At 71.8% G+C, this 15,957-nt stretch carries 13 protein-coding genes and 1 tRNA gene; 8 read left to right on the forward strand and 6 right to left on the reverse strand.

The annotated features are described in order from the left end of the window. Nucleotides 1-104 precede the first annotated feature (104 nt). Entirely contained in the window at nt 105-1,637 is a 1,533-nt protein-coding gene (locus ACFWVP_RS14225) for an MFS transporter (RefSeq protein WP_384496505.1), read from the reverse strand. A 203-nt stretch (nt 1,638-1,840) separates the two neighbouring features. Further along, nucleotides 1,841-2,503, reverse strand: a complete 663-nt coding sequence (locus ACFWVP_RS14230) for a TetR/AcrR family transcriptional regulator (protein ID WP_384496507.1) — start codon at nt 2,501-2,503, stop codon at nt 1,841-1,843. Between the two features lie 259 nt (nt 2,504-2,762). Between ACFWVP_RS14230 and ACFWVP_RS14235 the strand changes: the two genes are divergently transcribed. Continuing rightward, entirely contained in the window at nt 2,763-4,040 is a 1,278-nt protein-coding gene (locus ACFWVP_RS14235; protein WP_384496509.1) for a M6 family metalloprotease domain-containing protein, read from the forward strand. 8 nt (nt 4,041-4,048) lie between these two features. On the opposite strand, the gene ACFWVP_RS14240 is transcribed toward ACFWVP_RS14235, so the two are convergent. From ACFWVP_RS14240 to ACFWVP_RS14250, 3 genes are all read right to left on the reverse strand, one after another. Then, nucleotides 4,049-5,845 (reverse strand): class I adenylate-forming enzyme family protein, encoded by a 1,797-nt coding sequence (locus ACFWVP_RS14240; protein ID WP_384496546.1) that lies wholly within the window; start codon nt 5,843-5,845, stop codon nt 4,049-4,051. Between the two features lie 108 nt (nt 5,846-5,953). Further along, nucleotides 5,954-7,090: a CU044_5270 family protein gene (locus tag ACFWVP_RS14245; RefSeq protein WP_384496511.1), complete on the reverse strand. Its 1,137-nt coding sequence runs from the start codon at nt 7,088-7,090 to the stop codon at nt 5,954-5,956. Continuing rightward, nucleotides 7,087-7,713: an RNA polymerase sigma factor gene (locus ACFWVP_RS14250; protein ID WP_384496513.1), complete on the reverse strand. Its 627-nt coding sequence runs from the start codon at nt 7,711-7,713 to the stop codon at nt 7,087-7,089. The genes ACFWVP_RS14245 and ACFWVP_RS14250 overlap by 4 nt, the downstream gene beginning before the upstream one ends. Nucleotides 7,714-7,875: 162 nt before the next feature. Between ACFWVP_RS14250 and ACFWVP_RS14255 the strand changes: the two genes are divergently transcribed. Next, nucleotides 7,876-7,948 (forward strand) — tRNA-Arg (locus ACFWVP_RS14255). 606 nt (nt 7,949-8,554) lie between these two features. Beyond that, a complete protein-coding gene (locus ACFWVP_RS14260) occupies nt 8,555-9,214 on the forward strand; it encodes a histone deacetylase (protein WP_384496514.1) in 660 nt (219 codons plus the stop codon). A gap of 7 nt (nt 9,215-9,221) precedes the next feature. On the opposite strand, the gene ACFWVP_RS14265 is transcribed toward ACFWVP_RS14260, so the two are convergent. Beyond that, nucleotides 9,222-9,767 carry a hypothetical protein gene (locus tag ACFWVP_RS14265; RefSeq protein ID WP_384496515.1) on the reverse strand — a complete coding sequence of 182 codons (546 nt, stop codon included), beginning with the start codon at nt 9,765-9,767 and terminating at the stop codon, nt 9,222-9,224. A 298-nt stretch (nt 9,768-10,065) separates the two neighbouring features. Between ACFWVP_RS14265 and ACFWVP_RS14270 the strand changes: the two genes are divergently transcribed. The 5 genes from ACFWVP_RS14270 (at nt 10,066) to ACFWVP_RS14290 (ending at nt 15,723) form a co-directional block, all read left to right on the forward strand. Next, nucleotides 10,066-10,431 carry a PadR family transcriptional regulator gene (locus ACFWVP_RS14270; protein WP_384496517.1) on the forward strand — a complete coding sequence of 122 codons (366 nt, stop codon included), beginning with the start codon at nt 10,066-10,068 and terminating at the stop codon, nt 10,429-10,431. Then, nucleotides 10,428-11,396 carry a hypothetical protein gene (locus ACFWVP_RS14275; RefSeq protein WP_384496519.1) on the forward strand — a complete coding sequence of 323 codons (969 nt, stop codon included), beginning with the start codon at nt 10,428-10,430 and terminating at the stop codon, nt 11,394-11,396. Before ACFWVP_RS14270 ends, ACFWVP_RS14275 begins: the two co-directional genes overlap by 4 nt. Before the next feature lie 224 nt (nt 11,397-11,620). Then, nucleotides 11,621-12,640: a zinc-binding dehydrogenase gene (locus ACFWVP_RS14280; protein ID WP_384496521.1), complete on the forward strand. Its 1,020-nt coding sequence runs from the start codon at nt 11,621-11,623 to the stop codon at nt 12,638-12,640. Between the two features lie 213 nt (nt 12,641-12,853). Further along, nucleotides 12,854-14,014, forward strand: coding sequence for a winged helix DNA-binding domain-containing protein (locus ACFWVP_RS14285; RefSeq protein ID WP_384496523.1), 1,161 nt, complete (start codon nt 12,854-12,856; stop codon nt 14,012-14,014). Between the two features lie 221 nt (nt 14,015-14,235). After that, the gene (locus tag ACFWVP_RS14290) at nt 14,236-15,723 is read left to right on the forward strand and encodes an alpha/beta fold hydrolase (RefSeq protein WP_384496524.1); all 1,488 of its coding nucleotides are present in this window, start codon (nt 14,236-14,238) and stop codon (nt 15,721-15,723) included. The last annotated feature ends 234 nt before the right edge of the window (nt 15,724-15,957 follow it).

Genomic DNA, 15,957 nt, shown 5'->3' on the forward strand with positions numbered 1-15,957 from the left:
GGCGTCAGAGGGTGTCAGGCGGTGCCAGGTGCTGCACCTCCCGCCACACCTCTCATGCCCGTCACACCCCTCGCGCGCACCACGGCCGTCACGGCCGTCATGACTCAGTGTGCGATGACCGGGATCTTGAACTCGTCCTCGACACCGTCCGCACGCTCCCCGGAACCATCGGCCGAACCGGCCGTTCCGGCGCCCGGACGCCCGGTGTTGATCAGCACCGTCGCGATGGCCGAGGCGGCGACGAGAATGCCCACCGCGCACCAGATGGCGCTGGCGAAACCGCTGACCATGGCCTGCATCTGCAGCAGCTTCGGGTCGGTGGCACCCGCGGCGTGGTCCGCGATGTACGCGGTGGTGGCACCGGCGGCGATCGTGTTGAGCAGCGCCGTACCGATGGCTCCGCCGACCTGCTGCGAGGTGTTCACCATCGCCGAGGCCACACCCGCGTCACGCGGCTCGATGCCGTGCGTGGCCAGCGACATGGCCGGCATGAACGCCGTGCCCATGCCCAGGCCGAGCAGCAGCTGGCCCGGCAGGATGACGCCCGCGTACGAGGTGTCGAGATCCAGCTGGGTCAGCAGCAGCATGCCGATCGCGGCCACGAGGAATCCGGGGCCCATCAGCAGGCGCGGCGGGACCCGTGTCATGAGCCGGGTGCCGATCTGGGTGGAGCCGATGATCATGCCCGCGATCATCGGGAGGAACGCGAAACCGGTCTTGACCGGCGAGTATCCCTTCGCGACCTGCAGGTAGTACGTCAGGAAGAGGAAGAGCCCGAACATCGCGATGATGGCGAGGCCCAGGGAGAGGTACACCCCTCCGCGATTGCGCTCGGTCAGGACACGCAGCGGCAGCAGCGGAGACTTGACGCGCGACTCGGTCACGACGAAGGCAAGGAGCAGCACGGCGGCCGCGATGAACATGCCGATGGTCAGCGAGTCGGACCAGCCGGCCGACTCGGCGCGCGTGAAGCCGTACACCAGCGCGACCAGACCGAGGGTGGACAGGACGACGCCGGGGATGTCGAGCGGCGAGCGGTTACGGCCCCCGGCCGGCTCACGGATGACGAAGTAGGCACCGGCGGCGGCGACGATCGCGAACGGGATGTTCACGAAGAACGTCCAGCGCCAGTTCAGGTACTCGGTGAGGAAGCCGCCCAGGATCAGGCCGACCGCGCCACCGCCACCGGCGATGGCTCCGTAGATGCCGAAGGCCTTGGCGCGCTCCTTGGCGTCGGTGAACATCACCGCGAGCAGCGACAGGGCCGCAGGCGCGAGCAGTGCGCCGAAGGCACCCTGCAGGGCGCGGGAGCCGAACATCATCGCCTCGCCCTGGGCGGCGCCACCGATCGCGGAGGCCGCGGCGAAGCCGATCAGGCCGACCACGAACGTGCGCTTACGCCCCCAGAGGTCCGCGATGCGTCCGCCGAAGAGCAGGAGCCCGCCGAACGCGAGCGCGTACGCGGTGATGACCCACTGCTTGTTGCCCTCCGAAATACCCAGGTCGGTCTGGGCGGAGGGCAGCGCGATGTTCACGATGGTCGCGTCGAGCACGACCATCAGCTGGGCGAGAGCGATGAACGCCAGTGCTTTCCAGCGACTGGGATCAGGAAGCCGGACGTCGGCTGTTTTTGACATGGGAGTAGCCACCTAAGGATGCGCGTGGACGCGAAGAGTCGTGGGACCGGCGAGGCGGCCCGCGGACGGATCGGCGGGCACCACCGGAAGAGGGTGCGCCGGACTGGCGGTCGGACCTGCTGGTCAGGCCCCGACCTGCTTCATGTGGGTTCTGTCGGCCGCTCGGGCCCGTGGTCTATTGGGTCTCTGGTGCTGCGCGGGCGTCAGTTCCCGCGGCGCAGGTCCTCCATGGTCGCCGCCGATCCGGGCAGTTCGGAGCGGGCCGGTGCTTCCAGGCCGTCCAGGAAGAGCTGCAGATGGCGGTGGGTGAACCGGTCGATGCTCGGGCAGGCGATGCCGGGCAGCGGCCGGGTGAGCTGGGAGAGGGCGACGAGTACGTCACCGACGGCGATGTCGGTGCGCAGCCGCCCCGCGGACATGGCGCGCTCCACGAGCCCTTCGACGACGTCTTCGAGGCGACGGCGCTCGGCGAGCAGTTCGGGATGACTCTTGTCGAAGCCGCCGGACAGCATCGGGCACAGGGCGCCGATCCGTTCGTCTGCCGCCGCGTGCACGAAGCGGCTGAGCGCGGCGAACGGGTCGGACTCCGCCGCCACGGCCTCCTGCGCGCGCTCCGTGGTGCGCGAGGTGACCGAGAGGACGACTTCGTGGACGAGCGCGGCACGGTCGGGGAAGTTCCGGTAGAGCGTGGCGTTGCCGACTCCGGCACGGCGTGCGACCTCGTCGAGGGGCACGTCCGGCCCGAACTCGACGAACATCTCACGAGCGGCCGTCACGATCCGCTCCCGATTGCGCAGGGCGTCGGCCCGCGGACGGGGCGTACGGCGCTGCGCGGCGCAGGAGGCGGTTTCGACGACGGTCTCCACGACTGCGGCCCTTCCTTCGACGTGTGGGCGACCCCTGGATCAACCGGGGACCACTTCCCCGTTTCGCGGGGACACATGGTCAAACGGGGAAAGGATCCCCGGATATTTCCCGTCACTCTGTGACCTGAGTCACAGGGTGTGGCGGGGCAGAACCCTCCACCGGCCCACCCAGCGAGCGGACCCCCACGGCCCGGCACAGGCTGATCGCCAGAGCGCAGTCAGGGCCGGCCGGCTGCCGTGGACCCGAAGGCGACGCCCTATGCAGCAGCCCCGCCACCGGATACGCGGATACCGTCGCCCCCTCGCCCTCGCCGGGGCTACGGCCCTGGTCATCGCCACCATGGCCTCGGCCAGCTCCACCCTCCACGTCGCCGGCCGCGCCTCCGCCGGACCGGTGGCCGCACCTCGGGGGACCGGCCTCGGCCCGTGCCGGATCCCCGCGACCATGGGCGTACAGATGTCGGAGGGCATGCCGACCCCGCCGGGGTACGCGCGCTCCACCGGGCAGATCAACGCCCTCAATCTGATGATCGACTTCCCGGACGCGCAGGCGACGGAACCGGCGGCGGACCGGCTCGCGGAATTCTTCCCGCAGACCTCGGACTGGTTCCGCACCAGCTCCTACGGCCGGCTCACCTACGTACCGGACGCACCCGTGAACGACTGGCTGCGGATGCCGCTGCCGTTCGCGGAGTACGGCATGGAGCGTGGCTCACCGTACGAACCGGGCTACCGCAAACTTGTCAAGGACCTCGTGGCCGTCGCCGATCCGAAGGTCGACTTCTCGGCGTACGACCTGGTCAACGTCCTGGTCACCCCGAACGCGGGCCCTTCCGCGCTGGACACCGTCCTGTCGGTGACCTTCTCCGGCAACGACGACGCACCGTTCGCCGACGGGATACCGCTCGCCAACACGTCCTTCGTCTACAGCCGTCAGGACGACGGCTCGGGATCGTACGCGGAGACCGGTTACCGGGTCCTGCCGCACGAGAACGGCCATGTCTTCGGACTGCCCGACCTCTACACGACGGAGGGCGGCGGCTCCGTGGGGCACTGGGACATCATGTCCGAGGACTGGGGGGCCAACAACGACCTCCTGGCCTGGCACAAGTGGAAGCTCGGCTGGCTCGACAACAGCCAGGTCCGCTGCGCCGCCATGCCCAGCACCACCGAACACGTCCTCGAGCCACTGGCCACGGAGGGCGGCACGAAGCTGGCCTTCGTGCCGCTCAGCGCCCAGTCCGGCTACGCCGTGGAGGTACGGACCCCCGCGGGCAACGACGAAGCGGTGTGCAGGCCCGGCGTCCTCATCTACAAGGTGAGCTCCGACGTGGACACCGGCCAGGGCCCGGTGTCCGTCGCGGACAGCACCGAGGACAGCGGCGGCTGCACCCGGCGGCCCAACGTCCACGCCGAACTCTCCGACGCCCCGTTCGAGCCCGGCGAGACCTTCACCGACCGGCCGCACGGAATACGCATATCCGTGCTCTCGAAGGAGCCCGACGGGAACTACCGGGTGCGCATCACCCGGCCCTGACGGCGCGCTCAGCCCTCACGCCTCAGCGCCCGCTCCTGGACCGGCCCGCGCAGCTCCCGCTTGAGGATCTTCCCCGTCGCGTTGCGGGGCAGCGGCTCGTGAGTCACCAGCACATGGGCCGGCACCTTGAACGCGGCGAGAACCCGCCCCACCTGCGCCCGCAGCTCCTCGACGGAGACCACGGCACCGGCACGCAGCCGGACCACCGCCGCGACCTCCTCACCGAGCACCGGGTGGGGGACACCGAGCACTGCCGCGTCCTCCACGTCCGGGTGGTCGTGCAACGCGGCCTCGACCTCCACGCAGTACACGTTCTCGCCTCCCCGGATCACCATGTCCTTGATCCGGTCGACGACGGTGACCCGCCCGTCCCGCACGACGGCGAGATCGCCCGTCCGGAACCAGCCTCCGCTGAACGCCTCGTCCGTCGCCGCCTCGTCGCGCCAGTAGCCGCGGATCAGCGACTGGCCGCGGAGCCACAGCTCACCGACCTCACCGTCGGGAAGCTCCTCCCCCGCCGCACCGGCGACCCGCACCTCGGTGACGGGCGTCGGGGTGCCGACGCTCTCCGGGTGCGCGCGGTAGGCGGCACCGAAGTTGGCCAGCACCCCGCCGCTGGTCTCGGTCAGGCCGTAGCCGTTGCGCGGCTCGATGCGCTCGCCGTGCCGGGCGGTGAGCCGGGCGACCAGATCCGGCGGAGCCGCCGCGCCACCTGTGTTAAGCATCCGCAGACTCTCCAGACCGTCTCCCGAGCGGTCCGCCGCGGCGAGCAACTGGAGCGCTGTGGCCGGGACACCCGCGTAGTGCGTGATCCGGTGCGCACGGATCAGCCGCAGCGCCTCGTCGGCATCCCACTTGTGCATCAGAACGAGGGTCCCGCCCGCCGCCATCGCGGCGTAAAGACTGGTGAACGCCGCGACATGGAAGAAGGGGAACGTCATCAGGGTGACGGGCGCCGGCCCCTGCCCCGGGATGACCCCGCGGCCCAGTGCGGACGCCGCCGCCTGGTAGCGCGGGTTGAGGGCCGCACCCGCCTGGGCTAGGTGTGTGGCGACGGCCCCCTTGGGGCGCCCGGTGGTGCCGGAGGTGTAAAGGATCGTGGCGTCGTCCTCGGGCCGGATCTCCACATCGGGCGGCGCGGACAGCGGGTCGGGCTCGGGCAGGTCCGCGTACCGCTCGGCCCTGCCCGGGAGTCCGACCCCTCCGACTTCTGCCCCTGTGACTCCGACCCACCCGATTCCGGTCCCTTCGGCTCCGGCCCCCTCGTCGTGGAAGACGACGAACCGTGCCCCGGCCTTCTCCCCCCAGTCCGCCACCTTCGGCAGCTGTTCCCCGTCGACCAGCAGCACCGACGGCTCGCAGTCGGCGAGGGCGTGGTCGAACTCCCGCTCGGTCCACCAGGTGTTGAGCGGAACGGCGACGAGTCCGGCCATCTGCACCGCCCAGAAGGCGATCTGCCACTCCGGGTGATTGCGCATCGCGATCACCGCCCGATCACCGGAGCGCAGCCCGTACGGCCCGGTGAGCCGCCGAGCCAACGCGGACGCCGCAGCGAAGAACTCCGCGTAGGTGCAGGTTCGGTCACCGGCGATCAGGAACGGCTGCTCTCCGAAGGCCCAGGTGGTCTCCACGAACTCGTGGAGCGTACGGGGCCCGTTGGCGTAGACGAGCGGACCGTGCTCGGCGCGCACGACGGCGAACGGAGCACCCGGGGCGGTCAGCGTCGCCTCGCTACGGGCACGGGGTGCGGCCGCCTTGTCGTCGGAACCCGGGGTTGGGGCGGGTGTGGGGTCGGTGTGCGGCACGAACGACCTCTCCAGGCGCTGACTCGGCAACCCGGCGACGCTATGCCCGCGCCCCGGCCCCGTCAAGAATCGTCAGCCGGTCCCGTCAGGAACCGTCAGCCGGCCCGATCATGCCTTGCTCCTGGCACCCGGGACTTCCTTCATCGCGTCGACTATCGCTCGCTCCGTGATGGCCGTGTGCCCGATCACCGTGCCTGCCTTGATCCCCTCCGCGTCACGCATCTGTACCGTGCGCTCGCCCAGATAGCTGAAGGTCTCCGCGTCGAAGATCCACTCGGTGCGGTCGCCGGAGGTCTCGTCGGTCCGGGCGATGGCGATGCCGTGCCGGCCCACCGCGTCGGTCGTGTCGTCCACGACCACGACGCCCGGAATCTTCGCAGCGGCCCGATACAGCGCCGAGGCCAGCTCCGCCGGCATCACCTGCTCCATCACCAGGTCGCCGATCGTGGTGAAGGCCTGCTGGTCGGGAGTGTTGCCCTGCCCCTCCGTCTCCTTGTAGATCTTCTTCAGCAGCTCGTCCGGATCGGTGGTCAGTGTCTTCAGATAGTCGTAACTGGGCGCGCCTATGCTCGGCCTCGCCGGATCCTCGCGGTCATCGTCGAGAGTCAGTCCGTCCTCGGACGTGGTGTCGTTGCCCGGCTCGATCAGCCAGCCCTTGCTGCCGTCCGGCGACATCCACACCTGGCGGGGGTGCAGCTTCTGCACATAGGTCCTGCTCTCCCCCGTGTCGACGTTCTCCGACGTCTGCAGCCAGGAGACCTGGCTTTCGATGTAGAGGAACTGGCCCGGCCGTGGCTCGGGCAGCTTCTCCCGCTCCGCCGCGCCGGAGATCCGGTCGACCGTGCTGCTCAGGCCGTCCGTCGTTCCCTGGGCCACCTGCACGATCGACGCGGGAACGGCTCCTTCCGGCGGGCCGGCGGCTTCACCGTCCCCCCGCCCCGTGAACTGCACGGCCCCGGCCACCCCGGCCAGCACGGCGACAGCGACGGCCGCACCGACCAGCGCGAGCCGACGGCCGCCGCGGCGCGGCGGCTCGGGGGGCAGGGCCGGGAACAGGAGCACGGGCCGCGGCTGCGCTTCCGCCGCCTTCTGGGACCGTGCCTGCTGGATCTCGTTCATCAGGTGCTCCTCGAGCGTGGTCAGGCGGCCGTGGGGCAGCACCGGATCGCCCGGCGGAGGCAGCAGCCCCGCCAGCTCCGCATGGTCGAGCGGCTCTCGGCGCCGCCGCCAAGGGGTGCGATTCATCGGCTTCTCTCCTCGTTCGACCGGACCGCATCGATGCGGCCACCCTGTACTTGTCCGCCCGCCCTGACCGGTTCCGTCTTTTCCCGTCGGCGCCTCAGCTCCCCGTCCGTCAGCTTGCGCAGCCGGGATCTGGCCCGCGAGAGCCTGGACCGCACGGTGCCGACCGGAACCCCGAGCGCCTCGGCCGCCTCCGCGTACCCGAGACCGGACCACACGCACAGCGCGAACACCTCTCGCTCGCCCTTGCGCAACTGCGCCAACGCGGTCTTCGCCGCCTCCAGCTCCTCGGAGTCGGTGATCCGGCCGACCAGCTCGTCCGCGAAGTCGGGCAGCACGTCCCGTAACGGCAGCCTGGCCAACGCCCGCTCATGCCGCCGGACCGCCCGGCCGGTGTTGCGCAGCACGTTGACCGCGATCCCCATCAGCCACGGCCGTGGGCTGTCCCCTTCGTCCCGCAGCTTCTCGCGCAGCCGCCAGGCCTCCAGGAAGGTCAACGACACGACGTCCTCCGCCGCGGCCCAGTCCCCCGTCGTCCGCACCGCGTGCCGGTAGACGAGCTGGGCGTGGTCGCGGAACAACTCCCGGAAGGCCTCCGGGTCCCCTGCGCGGATGCGGGCATGCATCGAGTAGTTCACTTCCTGACTTGTCCGCCCACGCCGAACAGTTCCTGTGATCCACATCACAAGTCAAGTGACCCCGTGCACCCGCCCACGATCCACCCCGAGCCGCACCCCTATCTCCCAGGCCCTCGGCAACGGCGATCCGGTACGCTGTCGTGTGCACTGGCCTTCGTAGCTCAGGGGATAGAGCACCGCTCTCCTAAAGCGGGTGTCGCAGGTTCGAATCCTGCCGGGGGCACAGCACAAAGGGCCAGTTCGGAGGCTTGATCCTCTCGAACTGGCCCTTTCGCGTACGCCCGGCCGCCGGACGGATGCCCCGTTCACCGGTCCCGGGAGGGCTCCGTGGGGGGTGTCCCGTCGGTCAGGGACGGGCGGCGGCGCCGGGGGGCGCAGCGGCGCGGAAGTAGCCGACGGCGAGTGCGATGGCCGTGCCGTGGGACACCCACCGGTTGGCCTCGGCGAAAACCCTTGCGGATCCCGGACATCGCGTCCCGCATCGCTGTCGCGGTGGGGCCGTCGCCGGTGGGGGTGCGGGTGTCCGCGTTGCCCGTGATCGCCTCCGTCACCTGCGTTTCGCGCGCCTCTGGCTCCGTTCACCCGGTCGGATGTGGTTGTCCGTGCGACCGCGCATCCAGAACATGACGGGGCGTGAAGGAATGAGTGACGCAATGTGTGACGCAATGTGTGACGCAATGCCTGACGGGACGTTCGGTCAGGGCGGGAAGCGGATCATGGCCGCAGCCCCGGCGATGATCGTCATGGCGCCGAGGGACCGGACCGGTGACCGGCATGTCGGTCCGTACGGCGTGAGGCCGGACACGAGCGCGAAGGAGCGGTCCACGAAATGGTCGGTGCGCGCCCCATCGAGCCCACAGCCGGGGAGGACCACGCCCCCCGTCAGGTCTGGTACACCTCGTACGGCTCCAACATGTGCCTGACCCGGCTCGCCCGCTACATCGAGGGCGGCCGGCTTTCCGGGACCGACACCGTCTATCCGGGGTGCCGGGACCGTCGCCTGCCCCGTCGGTCCGTCCCCGTGGACCTCGGGGGCGCCCTTCACTTCGCCACGACCTCCCCGGTCTGGGGCGGCGGGCGGGCCTTCTACGACCCGGAACACCGTGGGCGGGTCCACGCCCGTGCCCACCTGGTGTCGGCGTCGCAGTTCGCGGACATCGCCGCGCAGGAGATGTACCGGGAACCGGGCGAGGACCTGGACCTGAGCGGGGTTCTCGCCTCGGGTGTCGTCAGGCTGGGGCCCGGAAGGTACGAGACCCTGGTGTGCGCGGGGCAGTTGGACGGATGGCCCGTACTCACCTTCACCGCGCCGTGGGGCGTCGGCGAAGTGGCCCCGGTGGCGCCCGCCCCCGCTTACCTCCGCGCACTCGCCTCCGGCCTGCTGGAGACCGGGGCGTGGGATGCGGGCACCGTGGCCACCTACCTCGCCTCCTCGCACGGGGCCGCCCCCCGCTGGTCCGAACAGACGGTCCGCGACCTGATCACATAGGGGTCACTCACATCCCCGAGTGGTGCGGGTGTCGGTGCCGGCTGTACCGCCGGTCGTCGCTCGGCACCGGGTCCACGGATCCCGCCGACCCGGGCGCGCCCCGGCGGCTCCGTCGCCGTGGCGGACGCCCGGGCCGGTGCGCCCAGGCCGAGAGGGGCAGGGCGGCCGCTATCGCGTTACGGTCCTTGCGGCCGGCCTGCGGGACGATGATCTTCAGGCCCTGCCCGCTGTCCGCCGTCCGCCGTCCGCCGTCCGGGCAGAACGCGCCGAAGGACGAGTTGAGCTCGCGTTCCCTGGTCTCCGAGCTGACGAGACCGGCGCGCGGGATCGTCATCAGGTGCTCCTCGGGACGGGCGAACGCCGGATTCGCCCGGAAGACGGAGAGGCTACGGTCCGTCATGGACGGATACATGGGGGCCGGTGTCGGGATCACCGCCATCCCGCCGCCGCTCATGATCGCCGAGGCTGCCGCGAAGGCCGCCGCGCGGCGTACGGAGACCGAGGTCAGGTTCACCCCGGCCGTCCCCTCGACCTGCCCCCCGGGTCCGGGCATGGGATCGATGGCGGCCGGCAGCAATCAGCGGCGTTTCCCGTTCACGGGCGTGCCCCTGCGGGGTTGCATCCGTGCCGGGCGGGGACGCATCCCCCCGGTGGTACGTCGGCAGTCGGGCCCCCGGGCGCCGTCACGGGGTCCCGGAGCCCGGGAATCAGTCGCGGACCGGCCTTCCTCGCGAGGCCCGGCCGGCGTGAGCTGCGGGGACACCCTGCCACACGCGTTCCCCGCCGTCGCCGACGGACATCCCCGAACTCAGCTCATTGTATATACCGTTCACCGGTATATAGTGCCGCGCATGACTGAACGCCCCATGCAGGAGCCGACGTTGCTCCTCATCACCGCCCTCGCAGACGCCCCGCGGCACGGATACGCCCTCATCCAGGAGGTGGCCGCCATCTCCGGCGGCCGGGTCCGCCTCCGGGCCGGCACGCTGTACGGGGCGCTGGACCGCCTGCGGGGACAGGGGATCGTCAAGGTCGAGCGGGAAGAGGTCGTCGACAGCAGGCTGCGCCGTACGTACGCGCTCACCGACGCCGGGTACGAGGTGCTCGGCGCCGAGGCGGACCGGCTGCGGACGACCGCGACGGAGGCCGAGCGCCGCATCGGGCTCGGACGCCCCGGCCGGGTGGCGCGCCCCGCGCAGGGCGGGGCCGGCGCATGACGAACCGTGGGAGCGGGACAGCCGGGGCCGGTCTGCCCGGACGGCACGGGGTCGTACGCCTGTACCCGGCCGCGTACCGGCGGCAGCACGGCGCGGAGGTCTCGGCGACCCTGGCGGACGTCGCCGACGGCGAGGGCAGGATCGGTGTGCTGCGTGAGACTGCGGCCGTCGCGGGGCACGCGCTGCGGATGCGTACCGGCCTGGGCTCGGCCCGGCCCGCGGGGCGGGTGCTGGCCGGGCTGATCCCGTACGTCGTCGCCGTGGCGGCCTCCCTCTCGGCCGCCCTGCTGGCGGTGTGGCCGCTCGAACCGCAGGCCTGGGACGGCGAGCGGACCTACGCGCCGCTCGCGTACGCACCGTGGCCCGTGGTGCTCGGGTGCCTGCTGGCGGGCCGTTGGGCGGGGGCCCGGATCGGCGCGGCCGCGGCGATGGCCGGTGCCGCGCTGTCCCTACCGCTCGTCCACTGGTCCGGTGGCACGGCGGGGGTGGCGCAGAACCTGCCGACGGTGCTCGCCCTCACCGTGGCCGCGTCGATGGTGCTGGCCGCACCGCCGGACCTCCCTCCTGCCTCGCCGCGCGCTCGCCGCAACACCCTGCTGACCGCACTGGCGCTCGGAGTGCCGCTGCTGGTGGCCTCGGTCACCGTCTTCGAGACCGTCGCCGGGCCGGGGATCGTGGAGTCCGCCCGCCCGGACCCGATGCGCGTGTTCCTGGAGTTCGCCCCGCTCGTGCTGGCCTTCCCGACCGCCTTCGGACTGGCCCCTTCGCGGTACGGCGGGGTCGCCGCGACGGTGCTGGTCGCGGCCTCGGTCGCTCTGATGTACGAGTACGGACTGCTGGCCTCCGTCCCGTACGGCGCGGGGACGCTGCTGGGGAGGATCGGGTTCCTGACGGGCCTGGCCGCCCTGGTCATCCGGCTCGCCCCGCGTCTGCGTCTCGGCCGGGAGCGCCGCCTGGCGGCGTGACGGGAGAACAGAACCGGGCGTCGTCCGGGGGAACGGTGCCCGGCGTCGTCACGGGGAACAGCGCCGGGATCGCGTCGAACGGATCCGGACGGTACGGAAACGGCCGGAGCGTCGCTTGAGAACACACGTCGCAGCCTGTTGTGCTGGGTCCGACAAGCGATCAAGTGAGATTCGAGCGCGGCGAGGGATGCTCGCCCGGTAGCTACTTTCGACCAGGAGGTCCCATGACCACCGCAGAGATTCCCGCGAAGGCCAAGGAAGTACGGCTGGCCGCCCGCCCGGACGGTGCACTCACCCTCGCCGCCTTCGAGGTAGTCGAGGCGGAGGTGCGCGAGCCCGCCGACGGCGAGGTCGTCGTACGTACCGACTACCTCCAGCTCACCGCAGTGATGCAGGACCTGATGAAGCCCGAGCCGAATCTGCCGATGCCCGGCTATCAGATCGGCGAGACCCTCTGGGGTGGCGGGGTCGGCACCGTGGTCGCCTCCAAGAGCCCGGACCTGGCGGTCGGTGACGTCGTCCAGAACATGGGCGGCTTCCGCGCGTACTCCGTCGGCCCGGCGGGGGAGAACTGGAAGCTCGACCCCACGGCTTTCCCGAGCCCGCTCTACCACCTGACCCAGGGCGTCACCGCCTACCACGGCATCGTGGACATCGCCGAGGTCAAGGACGGCGACACCGTCTTCGTCTCCGGCGCCGCGGGCGGTGTCGGTTCGCTGGCCGGCCAGATCGCCAAGCTCCAGGGTGCCAAGCGCGTCATCGGTGCCGCGGGCAGCAAGGCGAAGGTCGACTACCTCGTCAACACCCTCGGCTACGACGCCGCCTTCGACTACCACGACGGCCCGGTCGTGGACCGGCTCCGCGAGCTGGCCCCGGACGGGATCGACGTCTTCTTCGACACCGTGGGCGGCGAGCAGTTCGAGGCGGCCGTCCAGGCTGCCGCGGCGAACGCCCGCTTCGCGCTCTGTGGTGCGCTCGCCGGCCAGGTGGGCGAGTCGATCGGCGCGTTCCCGCGGCTCGACGTGATGACGGCGATCGTCAAGCAGATCTCGATCCGCCCCTTCTCGACGTACCACACGCCGGAGCAGATCTGGGCGTGGAACTCGGCGTTCGCCGGGTGGACGGCCGAGGGGCGCTTCGTGCTCCCGCAGACGGTCGTCGAGGGTGGCCACGAGGCGGCTCCGCAGGCGCTCATCGACCTGCTCGGTGGGAAGTTCACCGGGAACGTCATCGTGAAGGTCTGACCTTCGGACGTGTCGGTGTCCCGACGTGCTGAAGGCTCCAGGGCCTGAAGTGCCGACGTTCTGCCACACTGCCAACTGCCGTACGAGCAACAGGCCGACGGCCGCCGCGCGGGTTCACCGCACGACGGCCGTCGTGCCTTTTCGGGGTCCGGGACGGCCGGTCGGCCGGCCCTGACCGACAGCAGAACCTGGTCCGTAGGAGGACGCCCGACCATGACCGACAGCATCACCCGGCAGGACGTGACCGCCCGACGGCTGGCCCGGCACAGGCTGGACCGGCCGGCACCGCCCGGCAAGCTCCCCGGTGTGGTGGGCGCCATGTGCGGGGCACACGCGCAGGTGATGTCCGCGGCCGAGCTGTCCGTCGGGCTGCGGACCCTGGGGACGACCCGTACGGATGTCCGCGACGCGCTCTGGGAGGAGCGCACGCTGGTCAAGGCGTTCGGTCCGCGCGGCACGGTCCATCTGCTGCCGTCCACCGAACTGCCCCTGTGGACCGGGGCACTGGCGGCCGTACCGACTCCCTCGTCGAGCATGCCCAAGCACGCCCGGATGGACGCGGCGCAGACCGAGGCCGTGGTGGCCGCGGTGGCCGACGCGGTACGGGGCGTGGAGCCGCCCACCATCGACGAGCTGAGCGAGGCGGTCATCGCGCGCCTCGGTGACTGGGCCGCCGATCTCGTGGTCCCCGGCTTCACCGGGATGTGGCCGCGCTGGCGGCAGGCGCTGCACACCGCCGGGCACCGGGGGGCGATGTGCTTCGGGCCGAACCGGGGCCGGAAGGTGACGTACACGAGTCCCGACCGCTGGCTGCCCGGCTTCGCGCCCGCACCGGCCGAGGAGGCGCTCGCCGAGGTCGTACGGCACTACCTGCACACGTACGGCCCCGCGACCTCGCAGCAGTTCGCGCAGTGGCTGAACGCACCCCGCCGGTGGGCGGCAGAGCTGTTCACCTCGCTCGGGGACGAGCTGCGTCCCGTCGACGTCGAGGGCAGCCCGGCCTGGCAGCTGGCCGCCGACGCGGGGATGGAACAGCCATTCGTGGAACATGAGTTGCGACTGCTTCCGTACTTCGACGCATACGTCGTCGGCAGCCACCCCCGCGAGCAGGTGTTCCCCGGACCGGCCGGGGAGCGGGCCCTCTCCAGCGGCCAGGCGGGAACGGTGCAGGTGATGACGATCGGCGGGACGGCGGCCGGGGTGTGGCATCAGAAGCGTTCGGGGCGCAAGGTCGAGCTGCGGGTCGAGGCGTTCACCGAGCTGACCAGGCGCCGGCTGGACGAGCTGGACGCCCAGGTGGAGCGGATCGGCGAGATCCTGGAGGCGAAGCCGGTGCTGTCCCTCGGGGCGGTGGACACGGGCAAGCACCTCTGAGGCTGCCTGCGGCCCGGCGGTGTGGCGGCGGCATCGAGAACCGGTCGGGTCCGCGTGGAAGGCCGGACGCGGCCCGGTCGGGTACCGGTCCGCAACAGGTCGGGGCTGGATCCGGAACAGGCCGGGGGCGGATCGTGGGCAGGTCGCGGCCCGCTCAGGTGCCGCTCGGGAATCAGGCCGGGCTCCACCCCCGCTCCTGGCCGCCCCACCATCGTGGGGCCATGACCTGTGAGACAGAGATTGTGGATTCCCCGGTGGCCGCCCCGCTGCCTCCGGCACCGGACCTCCTGGCGCAGCGGCCCGCGTGGACCGCGGTGGAGAGCGCCGACGTCCCCGGCGGACGGCTGGAGCACGCCACCATCGAGGCCCCCCTCGACTACGCGCGCCCCGACGGACCGCGCATCACGCTCGCCCTGAGCCGGATCCGGGCCACGGCCCCCGCACGTCGCAGGGGCATTCTGCTCTCCCTGAACGGCGGCCCCGGCGGCGACAACGGCACCGGCCGCGGGCTCCCCGCCCGGCTGGCCGCGGCGACCCCGCTGGGCGAGGTGTACGACCTGATCGGCTTCGACCCACGCGGCACGGGTGAGTCCACCCGGCTGGAGGGCGAGGACAGTCCGATGACGGTGGCCTTCGACTCCCGGCCGCCGGACTCCGTCTTCGAGGCGCTCGCCCACGACATGCGCGAGCGTGAGCAGGGCTGTCTGCGGGCCGGTGGCGACCTCCGCCCGCATGTGTCCACCCGGAACAACGCCCGCGACATGGACCTGGTCCGCGCGGTCCTCGGCGAGGAGAAGCTGACCTTCGTCGGCTGGGCGTACGGGACCCTGCTGGGCGCGGTGTACGGCACGATGTTCGGCGACCGGCTGGACCGCAGTGTCCTGGACTCCTCGGTGCACCCCGACTGGGACTGGCGCGCCCAGTTCAGGTCCCAGGCGGAGGCGAGCCGCGAGAACGTGGACGCCTGGGCCGGGTGGGCCGGTGAGCGGCCGTCCGCCTTCGGTCTGGGGACCGGAGCGGACGCGGTGATCGACTCCGTGGAGCGGGCCGCCGCCGCGCTGGTCGCGCTCCCCGAGGGCATCGCGCTGCGGACCTCCTTCGACACCCTCGTGGGGACGCTCGCCGCCGACCGTGCGCGCTGGGACCGGCTCGGCCACCTGGTGGCGGAGCTGACGGACACGGCCGGGTCCGGCGATGCGGCCAAGGCCGGCGAGCTGCTGTCCGGGCAGTCCGTGTGGCGTCCGGGCCGCCCCGCCGGTACGCGCCGCGAGGCGGTGCTGGAGGCCGTCACCTGCGAGACCGACTGGCCGGCCGACCCGGCGGAGTACCACGCCGGAATGCGGGACTTCCGGGACCGCTGCCCGTACGGCCTCGGCGTGATGCGGGCGCAGCCGTGGGTGGGGACCTTCCGTACGTTCACGCCGCCGGAGCCCGCCACCCGCATCCGGCACACCGGATATCCGGCCGGCCTCGTCGTGCAGGCGGACGGTGACCCGCTGGACCACCACGAGGGCGGCCGGGTCATGGCGCAGCGCCTCGGCCACCGGCTGATCCGGGTCATCGACTCGGGCTCCCACGAGGTGTACGCCCTGGGCGGCAACAGCGCCGTCGACGAACACGTCAACCGCTACCTGCTCGACGGGACCCTGCCGCCCGGCGCCGAGACCCGGGTGCCCGGCGTGGCCCGTCCCGCTGTTCCCGCGGGCTGATCCGGACGGCCGGATGCCTGACAGACCTGACCGGCGGGTGTGTACGAGTACGGGGCAGGGCCTGGCACGAACGGGGCGCCCGGGACGGAATTCCGTCCCGGGCGCCCCGTTGTCCCGGCGAGCGTTGCGGGTGTTCGGGACTGTCGTCCCCGTCGGCCCACGGCGCCGTGGGCCGGCCGCCGCCCAGGCGGGACGGTTACGGTCCCTGCTCATAGAACAGGGGCGCTGCCGCCG

The sequence above is a fragment of the Streptomyces sp. NPDC058637 genome, from assembly GCF_042717325.1.
Classification (GTDB): domain Bacteria; phylum Actinomycetota; class Actinomycetes; order Streptomycetales; family Streptomycetaceae; genus Streptomyces.

Bases quoted from the DNA above. Each gene is read 5' to 3' on its own strand.
- ACFWVP_RS14290 (WP_384496524.1), top strand. From the start codon at position 14,236: ATGACCTGTGAGACAGAGATTGTGGATTCCCCGGTGGCCGCCCCGCTG.
- ACFWVP_RS14280 (WP_384496521.1), top strand. From the start codon at position 11,621: ATGACCACCGCAGAGATTCCCGCGAAGGCCAAGGAAGTACGGCTGGCC.
- ACFWVP_RS14270 (WP_384496517.1), top strand. From the start codon at position 10,066: ATGACTGAACGCCCCATGCAGGAGCCGACGTTGCTCCTCATCACCGCC.
- ACFWVP_RS14285 (WP_384496523.1), top strand. From the start codon at position 12,854: ATGACCGACAGCATCACCCGGCAGGACGTGACCGCCCGACGGCTGGCC.
- ACFWVP_RS14260 (WP_384496514.1), top strand. From the start codon at position 8,555: ATGGTCGGTGCGCGCCCCATCGAGCCCACAGCCGGGGAGGACCACGCC.
- ACFWVP_RS14235 (WP_384496509.1), top strand. From the start codon at position 2,763: ATGCAGCAGCCCCGCCACCGGATACGCGGATACCGTCGCCCCCTCGCC.
- ACFWVP_RS14275 (WP_384496519.1), top strand. From the start codon at position 10,428: ATGACGAACCGTGGGAGCGGGACAGCCGGGGCCGGTCTGCCCGGACGG.
- ACFWVP_RS14225 (WP_384496505.1), bottom strand. From the start codon at position 1,637: ATGTCAAAAACAGCCGACGTCCGGCTTCCTGATCCCAGTCGCTGGAAA.
- ACFWVP_RS14245 (WP_384496511.1), bottom strand. From the start codon at position 7,090: ATGAATCGCACCCCTTGGCGGCGGCGCCGAGAGCCGCTCGACCATGCG.
- ACFWVP_RS14250 (WP_384496513.1), bottom strand. From the start codon at position 7,713: ATGCATGCCCGCATCCGCGCAGGGGACCCGGAGGCCTTCCGGGAGTTG.
- ACFWVP_RS14265 (WP_384496515.1), bottom strand. From the start codon at position 9,767: ATGCCCGGACCCGGGGGGCAGGTCGAGGGGACGGCCGGGGTGAACCTG.